The sequence below is a fragment of the Melissococcus plutonius ATCC 35311 genome, assembly GCF_000270185.1.
In the GTDB taxonomy this organism is placed as follows: Bacteria; Bacillota; Bacilli; order Lactobacillales; family Enterococcaceae; genus Melissococcus; species Melissococcus plutonius.
On the sequence record NC_015516.1, the window covers coordinates 77,339 to 92,526 of the forward strand.

The following is a 15,188-nucleotide window of genomic DNA, read 5'->3' on the forward strand; positions in this document are numbered from 1 at the left end:
AAAACGATGAAAAAACTAAGAATACTATTATTTGCGAGTTTAATGACTTGTTTGTTTTTTATAGGCGAGCAGGTTTTTGCAGATGAATTGCAACCTTCAATTACTTACCATAATATCCGCTTATTTTCAATTTGATTATGCTAGGTCAGTAGATATGGTAGGTGTGAAGCTAACAGGTTGGTGGCCGAACCAACAAGGAATTTTTGAGTATAAGATTCAATATCTAGCAGGTGAAGAATGGAAAGATGCAGAGCATTCCTATCAGGTAGATTGGTTAGAACAACACAAAGGGCCTGAAACTTTAAATTTGGGTATTTCTGAACCTATACAGGCAAAGAGTTTTAGACTTGTTATAGTAAAAGCTAATCATGCTTGGAGTGATAAGATCTGTATGCATGAATTTTCACCAACCATTTTGCAAAAGAATAATGATCCAATCCCAAGTTCAATAGATCTGACCAATTTGAATTTAATGAATGGAAAACTCAATTATTTAGTAGAGAATCCTAATTCAGCAGATATAGATTTTATGCCAAAAAAGAATTATGATGAAGCTGATACCTTTATTCAATATAATTATGATGGTCTTGTTTATTTAAATAAAATTCGGTTGATTGGCTGGTTTCCTAAAAATCAAGCCATCAAAAATTTATCGGTAGAATACTATGAAAATGGAAAATGGAAATCCGCCTTACCAGCAACAGAATTACCATGGAAAACGCAATCTGGCTTGCAAAAAGAAGAAGAACTATTTGTTCAATTAAAACAGGTAGTAATTACTAAAAAATTCCGTATTAAAATCAATAGTGCCTATAAAACTTGGAGTAATAAATTAAATATGCGATTGGTATGCCCCATGGGAAAAGTGATTAATTCCCAAGCTGAACTATTAAAACGAGTTAAAAATATCGAAACAATTAAAAATTATGGTTTGATTGGAAATAACTATGGTGAATTTCAGCAGGCAGACGTTGATCAACTAGCAGCATTAGGAGAAAAATTAAAAGGAAAGTTAGATGAAAACCTAACAGCAAACGAATTAGATGTGCTAGTGAAATCAACAGATGAACAATTGCTTGCGTTTTATCAGAAAAGAAATCCATTAAATCCAGAAACAACACCACAAGTTTCATTGCAAAATTTATCTACTACATTTGGACAAAAAGAAAATTTAATTGATCATCAGTTAGCAACAACAAGTGAATTTACTAAAGTTAATGATAACTCAAATGGGATGATTGAGTTTGATTTCAAAAATAAGCAAATTGATTTACAAGGTATCTTATTAAATTGTGATGCTAATTATCAACCGATGAAAGAAATTGAATTTCAGGCTTATCAAAATGGACAATGGCAAACCATTTATCAAGGAAAAGGTACTTGGAGAGACACAGAAGATGTATTTGCTGGAATGAATTTACCAATAGATAAAATTGAAACATCAAAAATTCGCATGATTGTTAAACAAAAATCTGTTGCAATCAATGAAGTTAGCTTTATTGGAAAAATAAAATAATTTATTAATTAAACAATAACTATTAATTTCAATTAAAGACAGAAATTTATTCATGGAGAACTAGAAAAATAGACGATCTGTTTGAATACTATTCAGTCTAATTTTCTTTATACTTGCTTTTTGGAAAATTCTAAGTAAGAATCCCGCAAATTTTAATGAACAATTATCTATTAAATACCTGAAACTATAGTTTAGATTAAACGTGGCATTAAAAAAGACCTATCTTGTAAAAATTATTTTATACTTGTTATTTGGATTTGCTTGATTGGTGAAGTAAGATCGAATTAAGTAAAAGTTTTGCTGATGCAAGATATATCAATCGTTGAAGTAATGTAAAAAGCATTTTCCAATTTTTTGGAGAATGTTTTTTTGAATTTATTTATGAATAGAATATGAATAATCAAAATTAGATAATTTAAGAAAATAACAGTATTCAACTGGCTTATTTAAATCCAACCTTGTTCATTTGCTAGATTGATTGCTTCAATACGTGATTTTGTACCTGTTTTGTTTAAAATAGCAGAAATATAATTACGTACAGTACCATTACTTAAGAATAAATTTTCAGCTATTTGCTTTGTATTCGCCCCTTTTTTTAATAGATTTAAAATTTCAATTTCCCTATCAGTTAGTGGATTTTTACAAGTGACAAAAGATTGTGATACCAATTCATGAGAAAAAATCGTATCTCCAGCCAGAATAGAGTAAAGAGAACGGATCAATTCATCGCTTGGACTATCTTTTAACATATAGCCGTTGACCTGACTTTGAATAGCTTGCTTAAAATAACTTTCTTGTGCAAAAGTTGTCAAAATAACAATCTTAATATCTAAATTCATAAGCTGAATTTGACGAGCAATTTCCAAACCAGTCATCTCAGGCGTCTCAATATCAAGTAAAACGATATCGGGTTTTAATCGAATAATATCGACAAAAGCTGTCTTTCCATCCGTTGCTGAGCCAATAACTTCAAAATCTTCTTCTAAATTTAAAATCATTTTTAACGCTGTATTTAATAATTCTTGATCTTCTGCTAAATATATTCGAACCATTTCATCTTACTCCTTAGAAAAAGTTATTGTAATCATTGTCCCTTGTCTAGAATTGATTTGGATTGTTCCTTTTTTAGCTGTTACCCTTGTTCTCATTCCAGAAAGACCATAGGTACCTTCCTTAATTACATGAAATCCCTTACCATTATCTTTAATCATTGTTAGGTAATTAATGTGACTCTCCGAAAAATGAATCTCAGTTAACGTTGCCTGACTATGACGAATGATATTTGTTACTGCTTCTTTGATTACAGCTGATAATGTGTTTTGAATGTCGATTGGCCAAATTTCTGTTTCCAACTCACCTGATGATAGTAACAAAATATTAGCAATTTGAAGATTCTTTTCTTCTTCTAGCATTGTTTCAGCAAGTGTTCTTTCTTGTAAATTTGCAACAATACTACGAACAAGTGTCAAATTTTTTCTAGAAGTATCGGCAATATCTTTTAACTCATTTTTAGTCTGTTTTAAGTCATGATCTAATAACTTTTCAGCTAATTCTGATTTTAAAGTAATGATTGAGAAAGCCTGCCCTAGGGTTATCATGTAAATCTCGAGCAATTCGTTCTCTTTCATTTTGCCGTATAATCGTTTCCAATCGCCTGTTTTGTTTATCCAAACGATATATTTTTCGATTGGATTCACTGAGTGCTTTTGCTGCTAGTGGGGTTGAAAGAGCCATAATGAAAGCGATAGAAATCCCTACAAAAAAGGCTCCATCTCTTATTCTTGTTGTTAAAAGAACACTAGCTAAACTAACCGCACTACATAAATAATAGATTGTTAGGTATTTGTAGAATATTCTTTTTGTAATTGGTAAAAAACCGATTTCCCATGCTGTAAAAATAAATAGGTAACTATTATATTGAAAAATACCGAAAAGACAAGCAACGATTGATTGAATTACTATATCAACGGATAAATATTTTTGTACTTCATATCCATCTCGATAAGCCTTTAGAAAAATAACTAGGAGTATGAAGAAAAGCCACTTAATTGATGTATCAAGTGAGAAAAGTTGAATGACGACTGGGAAAAGAAATACTAACCAAAAATAGGGAATAAAACCAAATCTTGCTGGAAATAAAATATGTTATTTCAGGAAATTCATCAAATTAAGCCTCACTTTTTTCTCGATAAATGGTTAAGATTTTGAGACTGCCAAGCAAAATAATCAACCAAAGTAATAGTATGCCTAAATTTAGTCCATTGAAATTTTGCTTATGAATGAAAATTTTTAAGCATTCGGCGATATGATAGGTTGGTAAAATCTTACCAATTTTTTGCATCCAGGTAGGCATCATAGTTAACGGCCACCATAAACCACTTAAAATAGCCATTGGAAAAACAATTAAATTACTGATTAGATTAATAACATTACCTGATCCAATTAATGATAGCATAATTCCAATCAAAAATAATGGCAACGATAAAATTGGAATGAAGATCAAAAGAAAAATCAAAGTAGAAAAATCAATCGCTACGTGATTTCCAAAATTAGCAATGATTTCTAGAACCAATGTTGAAACCATAGTTAGAGAGAGGAAAACAACGATCATTGATGAATAATATTGCAATTTAGAAATTGGACTTAAAGCAACAAATAAGTCGAAATGATGCTCATGATCATCCAATAAAGTATTCGATACAGTAAAAATTGAACTAATCAACGTACTATAAACAACCATGCTGATGAGGTAGTCTGTATTCCAAGTTGTTAAGATAGCAGAAGACATTCCCTTGGTCATTACCTGAGTAAATAATAAATAAAAACCACTAGGCATTGCAATACTAAACAGCAAAAATCGGATATTTCGGAAGATGATTCTAGTATAGTTAATTTTTATTTGAAATAGAAAATTTCTCATTTGTTAGTCTCCTTGTTGATTTCATAAATGAACGATTCTAATGAACTTAGTTCAACGGTCAGCTCGTTTAAACTTTTGACATAGGGATTTAAGTCTGCAAACAAAATATTTGGTTCCTCTGTTATCAGTTGATAGTGATCTTGATTTAACCAAATTTTTTTCACAGCAGAAAAATCTTCAAAAATTGCTCTTGGTAATTTTGTAGTAAATTTAATTATAAAATTACCCTTTTGTTGTCTTAATTCTTGTAAACTACCATCGTAGACTAATTTAGTGTTTTTTAAGATCAGAACATGATCAGAAATACTATCTAATTCTTCTAAATAATGACTGGTAACAAAAAAAGTTTTACCGGCTTGTTTGAATTCCTCGATGGTTTGCCAGAACAATTTCCTACTATAACTGTCCATCCCAGCAGTTGGTTCATCTAAAAATATCAACTGTGGATCTCCTGCCATAGCTATAGCAAAATTTAATCGTCTTCTCTGGCCACCTGATAAGTGAGTCATATAGCTATTCTCTTCTTCTTGTAAATTTGCTAATTGTAATAATGTTTGATAAGCAAGTGGTGTTTTATAATAACTTCTAACTAGTCTCAATAATTCGTTAACTTTGATTTTATTTAAGGAAAAATCATGTTGAAGCATCACACCAATTTTTTCACGACTTTCTTTAATGATACGTTTACCAAAAAGCGAGATGGTTCCTTCATTTTTAACTATCAATTGATTTAGAATATTAATTAGTGTGGATTTTCCAGATCCATTTACTCCCAATAAGGCAATAATTTCTCCCTTTTTTATTTTAAAAGAGATATGATCTAAAATTTTTTTATCTTTATAGCTTTTAGAAAGATTTTCTACTTCTAAGATGACTTGATTCATTTTTCTTCCCTCCTATTTAACCAATCATAGTATAAATAATAAAGGTGAAACAGTCACAATTGTCATTATCTTGATATGACAATTATCACTTATTTTTATATTGATAATCATTATAATTATTAGAATCTTTCATAAACTCTCATCTAAAAATTAAGGTATTGATATTTTATTAATAATTATTAATAGTAAAAAATTATCTAAACATAAAGGATTCATTGCTCTAGAAAAATCATATGAAAATTTTCATTAATTATACATTACTATATATATTATATAGATTTTTAATATATAAAATTTTTACTAGAGAATATTAACAAAATCTTGATAAATAATAATAATCCTATGTTGATTTCTATATTACATTTACAATATGACGTAATAACATTAAAAAATAAGTAAAATAAGTAAAATAAATATATTAGATAAAAATAGTTAGAAGTTTTGAATTTGAACAAAACAATATTATTCCTTATGATAAATTTTGGTTATTTTGCTACTGCAATTACCCCTAGAATCTTTTTTATTAATATAAATATAGCTTGTTTATATTCACTAAACTAGGCAAAAATATTAAATTTAAAATAAACAGAATTTATATAAATCTTTTCTAAATAAGGATTTTTTATAACAATTTTTATCTAATTTTACTAAAAGTATAGGTTTTAAAATAATAGATATATTTAAAAAGTATTGCTAACAAATTATAAATATAATTTGTTTTTTTATGTTGCAAGTGTATATTAACTGATATATACTATTTATAGAAATTAATAATATTATTTAAATTAGATAATAATAACAAATTAAAAATTACTTATTTGATTTTTGATTAATTGATTCGTTCACTTAACTTAAAACAAAAATAATTAATTATTATATATAATTTATTTTTTAATTAATCAAAAAAGATAGGGTTTACATTGTGAATAATCAAAAGATAACTAATCAATATACCTGAAGATTGAATTTTGATTTTAAAAAATTTTAAAGACATATTACATTTTATTTAAAATTGTTTGGCAATAATTTCAATAGGTGAAATAACATAGAGATTAAAAAAACTAACATTAAATAATAATTTATGTTTATTGAAGAATCAATTAAAGATAGAATGAATTTTATTTTTGTTGAATAAATATTTTTACTACTTAGTTAAATAAATAAAATAACTAACTCTGATGGTGACTAATTTATTAATTTTAACGAATTGGTTTTTATTTTTAATTACTATAAATTTGTTGAATGAATGGAACAAAATTTTAATCAGAAAGGTATTATTTATGCAAGATAGACGCGATAGTTATCTTTTTGGGACGGATATAAGTCCACTTTTGATTGTGATGTATTACACATATCTACTAGATAATCTAAAAATAAATCGTTATAAATTATGCTCAAAAAGAAAGGAAAATTAAGATGTTAGATAAAAAGAGAGAACAAGGTAGAAAAATAATTACAAATGCAACAAAAAATGTTAAAAGATCAACACACGTATTAATGTGTGGACTTGTTTTAGCAGGAGTTGCCGGACCAGCAATTACGGCATTTGCGGTAAGCAATGGTACAGATATAAAGACTTCAGAAGCAACTCAAAATAGTACTACAACAACTTCTGCTGCTTCAAGTAGTAATACTCCAGCTACCTAAGTTGCTCAAAACGATAATGCTAAAGCTACTCAAGGTAGCACTGCAGCTACTCGAGCTGATTCAGCTGCTTCGACTAAACAAAATAGCACTATAGCTTCTTCACCAGTACCAAGTAAACAATCTGAAGCACAACAAGCAACAACTGATGTTCAAACATAAACTAGTACAGTTACCATTCAATATGTAGATACAACGACTGGACAAGTGTTTGCAAGTAAACCAATTGAAGGTAAAGTTGGAGAAGCTGTGACTTACAGTATTCCTCAAGAAAGTAAAAAATTAACCCTAGATGCAAAACGCTTACCAAAAGGAACAGAACAAAATGGGGATAACTTTGTTTGGAATGGTGTATGTACAGCAGAAAAACAAACGATTACTTTTTATTATGGTGAGGTAAAAGAAGGAACGATTACTTTTAATTTAGTAGATAATGCTACAGGAAAAATTATTCGTACAACAGAAAAAACGCCTAAAATTGGTGAAGATGTTTCTTATGCAGCACCAGACTCATTCAAACATTTTAAAATAAATGCAAAACGTTTACCAATAGGTGCTGCACAAGAAGGTGAAAATTTCATCTGGAGAGGTGTCGGTAAATTAGATGATCAAACTGTAAACTTCTATTATGATGAAGCTGAACAAGGAACAATTACTTTTAACTTAGTGGATAATATTACAGGAAAAATTATTCGTTCAATTGAAAAGACACCAAAAATTGGTGAAGATATTTCCTATACTATTCCTGAAGCATTCAAGAATTTCAAATTGAATACAAGACGTTTACAAGAAGGAACTACCCAGGAAGGTAACAAATATGTTTGGACAGGTATTGGTAAATTAGATGACCAAATTGTAAACTTTTATTATGATGAAACAATACCAGGCGTAACAAACACTGAAACTAAGGATATTACTCGTACAATTGATTTAGTCAAAGATGGTAAGGTATTTAAGGAAGAAATCCAAACAGTTCACTTTACCCGAACTGCTACCACTGATCAAATGACTGGAAAAACAACCTATACAGATTGGGAAACTACACATGCTAAATTTGATGATTTTAAATTATCTGATATAGAAGGTTATACTCATAAAAATAAAATGATCAAGGCAATGCCTGTTAAGGTAACCGATAAAGATGTAGTAGTAACAGAACTATATACAAAAGTAACTGATGGAAAAGAAAATAATGGTAACAATAACCAAGGAACAACCAATAACGGTGGCAACAACCAAGGAACAACCAACGGTGGAAAGAGCAACAAAGGAATAAATACCAATAAAAATAATAATCAAAAACATGCCAATCTAGGATATCATAAAGCAGGTGATCCTAAGAAAAATCATTTTGCTAACAAAGGAAATACTGCTACTAAAAAATTACCTATGACTGGTGAAAAAATTTCTAAAATTGTTGCTTCAAGTGGTTTTGGTGTATTAATGCTTACAGCAGCTGCATGGGTTATTTCAAAAAGAAAAAGGACTAATTAAAAGTCATCATTTTTTCTTCGATTTAAAAGAAGTTAAAAACAAGATATCTTAATACAAATTTTTGATAAAAATTAATCCTTGTTCTTGTTTCCTTACCGAGTACTATTTTCCATAGTTAAATTAAAAATGATTTAGTTATCCATAATCTTTTCACTCCCTCATCAACTAGGTTGTTGATTCTTTTTAATTCTACCTGAATAGTTTTAACAGTAGCACCCATCTTCTTCAATATTTTTCTAATATTCATTCAGAATATTTTTATAAATAGGTTAATTATTGAACTTTTTTTATGTTGAATATAATCACTTGAGAAAGACATTAAACGATATAAGGAAGATTAAAATTTTAATAAGATCCTTCCTGCCCCTCTGTTTTATTCATAAATAATGATTAAAATAAAAGTTAAAAAGCTAGGATGATTTATTTGAATTAACTTTTTGACATTCTTAGTAAATAAATCAAATCTATTATAATAGGCGATGAAAGAAGGTTAGTATGATGAAAAAAATACCTCCTATTATTACACCGGTGGCTATTGTTTCTATAGGATTAGTGCTAGGTACTACGACGACAATTGTAAATAGCAGTCCTACCTATGGATTGAAAAAAGAAAATATATCAACACCGTCAACTTCATCTGTAATAAATAGTAAAGATGAGGAAAAAGGCAAAGATCAAACAGAAACAACAGAATCTATCAACAATTCTGCTACCTCAACTACTTCATCCATAGATGAAACAATGGATGAAAATACAAGTAATACGTCAAATCTAGAATCAAAAGATCAAACAGAATCAACGTCCAGTACAGATAACAGAAACAGGGAAGAACAAAGCGCAGAAAATAAGGGCAATGATGAACCAAGTGTAAATGATAGAAATCAGGAAGAACCAACAACAGCACCTTATCCAGCTGCTGATAATACGGATAAACAACCTACTCAAAGGGCAAACACTACTATTCAAAGTGGACAAAATTAGCATAAAAGGCAGGTGAATATTAGTCAGATGTTTACATTATTAGATGGACTAAATCATTTTTTAAGTTATTTTAACTTAAAAATAAAAGTAAAAAGTCGACTACATATCATTTTAGGTATTTTTACGACCGGTTATATTGGGTATTTAACACTTAAATTTTTCCGATACCATGCTCTAGGGAGAGGTATTATATATTTATTGATTTTTTTAATTTTACTTTACTTTTTAATTTTAAATATCTTTTATTATTTCTTTGATAAAAATGTTAAATGGGATATCACGCCATTTTTTGAAAAATTTGCACAGGTAGAAAATCCAGATGAACAGAACAAAAAGGCAATAAAAAATAAAAATGGCGTGTATGCAGATCGAATGGTTATTTATGATGAGACCAAGCAGAATTTAGATGATTATCAAGCATTTGATACAACTTTGGATTATTTAGTAAATAGTCAGGAAGATCTAGGACAATTAGTGGAATTTATGCTAGATAACCATTTGGCAGAAAAAAATACAAAGGCAGTAAAAAAACAAATTGGCCAAAGGCGAACAGCGGAAAAAATAGCTTATGAGATTGGTTCTGGTATTGAGATTCCTTCATTTACCATTAGAGCTGATCGACATGATTTAATTTTATCCATTGGGTTAAATGCAACCGAGCGAGTAGAGATTGCCCGATTGAAAGAAATTGGTAATGTTCCGGCTGATAAAATGGGAGAAACCTATGATATTGTTGCAAAATCGGCAACTATTGTAGGAGGAAAATACAAGAAATATAAAAATGATGGTATTGAATCAGGCGAAGAACCCTATACAGTTCAATTACAAGTCGCTTATTTTGCCAAATTACCTGTATAATTGAGAGAACAATCAAATAATTGAAAAACTGATTCTTCATTTTAATGGAGGATCGGTTTTAATTTTACAAGGCAGATCAGATTAAAAATAATTGCAGTAACTATAACTTTTTAATTTTTTTAATAATAAATAAAATTATTATAACTGATAAGTTATATCGTCAACAAAATTTTTGGTTTTTTCTGATATAAATTTTGAATTCTAGCTATCAGTAATTTTCTAATAAATTATTCGAGTTTTTTTATTTATGAATAAATCTTTATTTTTAATTATTTATAACGACTTTTTATAAAAAGATTTAATTTATATAACTATATTTAATTTATTTTTTAAATCTTTGATTATCTTTGAATCCTCTTAAGCATTCTTTTAATAAATTGATTAAAAAATATAATTCTTTATTTTTAAATTTTTGAAAAATGATTCATTGTATTAATTCTTATATTTAATGACAAAATTGATTGTATAGATTTTTTATTCATTTTTGCTTTAGGGTATAGTTTTTTGATAATATAAATCCCTAGGTGACTGAATAGAAGAAAAAGGATCAAAAACAGAATTGGTTACAAACGGCCTATATGATTCGTATAATTGATTTATTATTGGATTTAGATATTAATATTTTTATTTCTATTAAAAAGTACAATACACTCAGTTCTGCTAAAAGAAAAATTATCACAAATGTAGTTAATAAAACTAAATTTAATAGGTCACTATTTATTTTGAGATTGGCACCTTTTGAATAAAAAACCAATTGATTTAGCAATAAGTATAATTTATTTTATTGTTAATAGTATTTCTGTTTTGAAATTCATATTCAATAAATTGTAGAAGTGAGATTAGAAACCTCTTTAGGTTAATTCTAGAAACCATTTCTAATAGGATGTTAATTTTTTGTAACAATCATGGTAGAGCAATATGCTAGGATGCTCATTCTAAATGACAATGATTAAATGCTAGACGCATAAAGTAGAAAATATGGTTGGTATTAACAATCTAGGTGGTGATTAAGATCTTTATTGGTAAATTAATTTATGAAATTTAAACGATTGATTTCAACGTATTAGCTGATAGTAGTATACAATTAATCTACTTTATTCCACGTACAATAAAGGAGCATTTGTTCAACTGCTAATCCTGTTTACTGAAATTGTATCTAGTATCCTGAATAATGAATATATAGATGCTTTGAAAGATCAATTTGTACTAAATTCAATTCGACCATTTTAAATTTACGAATTACCAATTAGTAATAAAAATATGAAAAACTTAATGAAAAAAGATATAGTTCTCAATTGATTAACAAAATGACAAATAAAACAAATTTTAGATGTTATGAAAAAATCAATAGTTATAGAAAGATTCTTGAAAATTTCATTTTGATGCAAATTCAAAATTTTTAAGGAGGAACAAATAATATGAAAATGAATAAGATACTCATTGCCATGGACTCTTTCAAAGGCAGTGCAACTAGTAAGGAAGTAGGAGAATGGGTAAAAACTGGTATGATGAATGTCACACAAAACTTAGATATCTCTGTGCTTTCAGTTGCAGATGGCGGTGAAGGAACGCTTGATTCATTAATTAAGGGAAATAAAGGTAACATATATAGGCAAATTGTTCAGGACCCACTTGGCCGAAAGATCTCTGCAAGGTTTGGTATGTTAGATAAATCTACAGCTGTAATTGAAATGGCTGAAGCTAGTGGAATTACCTTAATAGAGCAGAACGAATCAAATGCATTACGTGCTTCAACATTTGGTGTAGGTGAATTGCTTTTAGCGGCTATAGAAAAGGGAGCTGAAGTAGTCTATATTGGTATTGGAGGCAGTGCAACCACAGATGGTGGAGCTGGAATGGCGCAAGCTTTAGGAGTTAAAATGTTAGACGCAACAGGAAATTCAATCAAACCCGGCGTACAGGGATTAGAAACACTAGCACATATTTCTCTAAACGAGATGGATAAAAGAATACCGACAATTAAAATAAAAATCTTGTCAGATGTCACAAATCCCTTAACAGGAAATACTGGTGCTGCAGCAGTTTACGGGCTACAAAAAGGCATACCAGAAAATATGATTGCTGAAGTTGATAAATGGTTAGAAAATTATAGTACTATTTTGAAAAAAGATTTAGGTATAGATATTGAACAAACTTCCGGTTCAGGAGCAGATGGTGGATTAGGTGCAGGGCTATTAGCATTTACAAATGCAACCATGACACATGGAATAGATGAAATATTATGTCTGCTTAATTTTGAAAAAAGAATTTTAGACGTAGATTAGATTATCACAGGTGAAGGAAAAATGGATAATCAATCTGTACATGGCAAAGCACCCATTGGAATTGCCAAGATAGCAAAAGCTAAGAATATTCCTGTTATTGCAATTGTAGCTAACAGAGATTCAGATTTAACAATGGTCTACCAAGCAGGAATTGATCTGGTTTTATCAATTATCGATTCTCCAATGACACTAGATAACGCGATTGAAAATGTTAAACAACATACAATAACAACGGGCGAAACAGCAATACGAGCTTTTTTATTGGGTGGAAAAAGAAATAAAGTGGAAAAAGAATGAATGTAGAATTGGTTAAATGAGGTATCAAAAAAGACAATGGCAAAAATTTATTAGAGATCCAGTTTAAAATAATTTGTTAGATTTTTAATAATTAATATATGAAAAAACTTAATTAATGATATATAAGAATCTTATGAGCATGACATAATTGAAAAAAAAGAATTTATTATTACTATATTGCTAAATTTATCCTTTATTTAATTTATCTCAATTGATGAAATAATCGTAAGTTTACTAGTTAAAAAATAATTATCGATATAAATTTGATCTTATTGAAGATTTACCCAATTGAATAAGAGTGATTGTTAATATTTAGGTAACTTCAGAAGTGAGTTGTTTAAAAAAGAATAAGAATTTCATCAAAATTGAACAAGAGGTAATTTTCATAGAATAGTAAGACATACAGGTATAGATCAAAGTTAGGTAAAATTCTTATAAATAACTGGAATCTGGATTTCGGAATCGAATTAAATATTAAGAAATTATGAAATATAGTGAGTTATTTACATAAATTAAATAGTGCATCATTTCCGGAAATTGGTAGGAAATGGTGCACTATTTAAAATTAAATGATCTTGAAAAATAGGATGAGAAGATAATTAATTGCGTGTTTTTATGAAAAATTCAGTACTCTACTACGACGAGAAAACTAATCTTACTACCTAGCATGAAAAGCATTAGAATAATTAATTCAAATTAATTTTGATGTAAATCTATTTTTTGAAAAATTCTATTTTATAAATGAGATGTCAATATATACCTATAATAGTTATTAACAAATCTAGTATGAGCAGATTATAATTGGTGATTAATCAATTTATATAAATCAAAACAACAAAGAAAACGATCTCTAGGTAAAAATCATAGTAAAAAATTTAATATAAATAAAATTATATATTTTGCATGTAATAAATAATTTATACAAATTACATATAAAACAATAAAATTTATTTTTTAGTTAGATAATCCCTTAAATAGCCTTAATATTGAAATCGAATACACAAAAATTAGACAAAAAATTAATTTTATCTACTGAAATAATTTAAAAAAAATATTATTTTAAGGAAATAAATAAAAATAAAATACCCTTAGTTATATTATTTATCTTTTATAATTATGGAAAATTCATGCTAAATAAAAATACATATTGACAATATGTTTATTATTTCATAATATTTAATTGTATAGTAAAAAAAATGAAAATATTTTGGTAAAAATAATTCAACAAGAATTCTTTTGAACAATATTTTTAATAATCGATAAGGAGCGTTTAAGAAAAGAATAAAATGAAAAAATTAAAAATAATGATGACTGGTTTATTCATTAGTATGTTCTTTATTGGATTTAATCCAAGAATAAGCCAAGCAGCAGATATGAATTTTTCAGTTCATGCCAATCTACCAGAAAACCAACAAGATAAGCAGGTAACCTATTTTGATTTATTAATGAAACCAGAGCAAAAACAGACAATTACAATAACTGTTAAGAACTCAGCAAACAAAGAAGAAACCTTACTTGCAACAGTTAATAATGCTCAAACCAATCAAAATGGCGTAATTGATTATACACAACATGCGAAAAAGAAAGATCCCAGTTTAAAAATTGGCATCGAAGATATTGTAAAGAACAATAAACAAGAGATCCATCTTGCACCAAATGAACAAAAAGAAGTGGCCTTTCAACTTGATATGCCGGTGAAACCAATTAAGGGAACAATACTAGGTGGGATTCATTTAGCAAAAAAAGAGCAAAAACAAGAACAAAAAAATAACAATGTGATGATTAAAAATCAATATTCCTATGTTATCGGATTGATGGTAAGAGAAAAAACGACTAACGTAGCTCCGCGTCTTCAATTACGTTCGGTACAACCAGAATTAATGAATTATAGGCAAGTTGTAACTGCTCATTTACAAAACGATCAACCAACCATTTTACGTAATCTAAAGGTGAAAGCAACCATCACTAAAGCAGGCGAGAAAAAGTCCTATAAAACTGCAGAACGTTCAGAAATGAATATGGCACCAAACTCTTCCTTTCGATTTCCAATTCCTTTGGAGGAAACGATCAAACCAGGAAAATACACGTTACATTTAAAAGCAGAAGCGGAACAAGGAAAATATACCTGGACATTTTCCAAAAAATTTACCATAAAAGATAAAAAGGTCAATCAATTAAATAAAGAAGCCATTCATGAGGAAAAAGAATCGTTTCCTGTATGGGGCTATCTATTAATTGGATTCAGTTTATTCTTATTAATTGTCATTATTTATCTAGTTTACCGATTAAAGAAAAAACAACACTCTTAA

The 15,188-nt window shown here is 28.4% G+C and carries 11 protein-coding genes and 1 pseudogene; 8 read left to right on the forward strand and 4 right to left on the reverse strand.

Going from position 1 to position 15,188, the window contains the following annotated elements; all coding sequences use genetic code 11:
- The first annotated feature begins 6 nt into the window (after window positions 1–6).
- The gene (locus MPTP_RS10150; protein ID WP_013773005.1) at window positions 7–135 is read left to right on the forward strand and encodes a hypothetical protein; all 129 of its coding nucleotides are present in this window, start codon (window positions 7–9) and stop codon (window positions 133–135) included.
- Window positions 83–1,516 carry a hypothetical protein gene (locus MPTP_RS00325; protein ID WP_152666555.1) on the forward strand — a complete coding sequence of 478 codons (1,434 nt, stop codon included), beginning with the start codon at window positions 83–85 and terminating at the stop codon, window positions 1,514–1,516. Before MPTP_RS10150 ends, MPTP_RS00325 begins: the two co-directional genes overlap by 53 nt.
- A gap of 446 nt (window positions 1,517–1,962) precedes the next feature.
- Here the strand turns inward: MPTP_RS00325 and MPTP_RS00330 are convergent, their stop codons facing one another.
- From MPTP_RS00330 to MPTP_RS00345, 4 genes are all read right to left on the reverse strand, one after another.
- Window positions 1,963–2,568, reverse strand: coding sequence for a response regulator transcription factor (locus tag MPTP_RS00330; RefSeq protein WP_013773007.1), 606 nt, complete (start codon window positions 2,566–2,568; stop codon window positions 1,963–1,965).
- A gap of 6 nt (window positions 2,569–2,574) precedes the next feature.
- The gene (locus MPTP_RS09790) at window positions 2,575–3,213 is read right to left on the reverse strand and encodes a sensor histidine kinase (RefSeq protein WP_231849643.1); all 639 of its coding nucleotides are present in this window, start codon (window positions 3,211–3,213) and stop codon (window positions 2,575–2,577) included.
- Between the two features lie 470 nt (window positions 3,214–3,683).
- Entirely contained in the window at window positions 3,684–4,436 is a 753-nt protein-coding gene (locus MPTP_RS00340; protein WP_013773009.1) for an ABC transporter permease, read from the reverse strand.
- Window positions 4,433–5,320, reverse strand: coding sequence for an ABC transporter ATP-binding protein (locus MPTP_RS00345; RefSeq protein WP_013773010.1), 888 nt, complete (start codon window positions 5,318–5,320; stop codon window positions 4,433–4,435). Before MPTP_RS00345 ends, MPTP_RS00340 begins: the two co-directional genes overlap by 4 nt.
- Before the next feature lie 1,416 nt (window positions 5,321–6,736).
- On the opposite strand from MPTP_RS00345, the gene MPTP_RS00350 reads away from it, so the two are divergent.
- The 6 genes and pseudogenes from MPTP_RS00350 to MPTP_RS00380 all read left to right on the forward strand — a co-directional run bounded on the left by MPTP_RS00350 (window position 6,737) and on the right by MPTP_RS00380 (window position 15,188).
- Window positions 6,737–6,967 carry a hypothetical protein gene (locus MPTP_RS00350; protein WP_013773011.1) on the forward strand — a complete coding sequence of 77 codons (231 nt, stop codon included), beginning with the start codon at window positions 6,737–6,739 and terminating at the stop codon, window positions 6,965–6,967.
- A 174-nt stretch (window positions 6,968–7,141) separates the two neighbouring features.
- Window positions 7,142–8,458 (forward strand): mucin-binding protein, encoded by a 1,317-nt coding sequence (locus tag MPTP_RS00355; protein ID WP_080580418.1) that lies wholly within the window; start codon window positions 7,142–7,144, stop codon window positions 8,456–8,458.
- A 498-nt stretch (window positions 8,459–8,956) separates the two neighbouring features.
- A complete protein-coding gene (locus MPTP_RS00360; RefSeq protein ID WP_231849644.1) occupies window positions 8,957–9,439 on the forward strand; it encodes a hypothetical protein in 483 nt (160 codons plus the stop codon).
- A gap of 27 nt (window positions 9,440–9,466) precedes the next feature.
- Window positions 9,467–10,297, forward strand: a complete 831-nt coding sequence (locus tag MPTP_RS00370) for a DUF6681 family protein (protein WP_231849645.1) — start codon at window positions 9,467–9,469, stop codon at window positions 10,295–10,297.
- A 1,424-nt stretch (window positions 10,298–11,721) separates the two neighbouring features.
- Window positions 11,722–12,879: pseudogene (locus MPTP_RS00375) on the forward strand (glycerate kinase).
- Window positions 12,880–14,165: 1,286 nt separating this feature from the next.
- Window positions 14,166–15,188 carry a DUF916 and DUF3324 domain-containing protein gene (locus MPTP_RS00380; RefSeq protein ID WP_013773018.1) on the forward strand — a complete coding sequence of 341 codons (1,023 nt, stop codon included), beginning with the start codon at window positions 14,166–14,168 and terminating at the stop codon, window positions 15,186–15,188.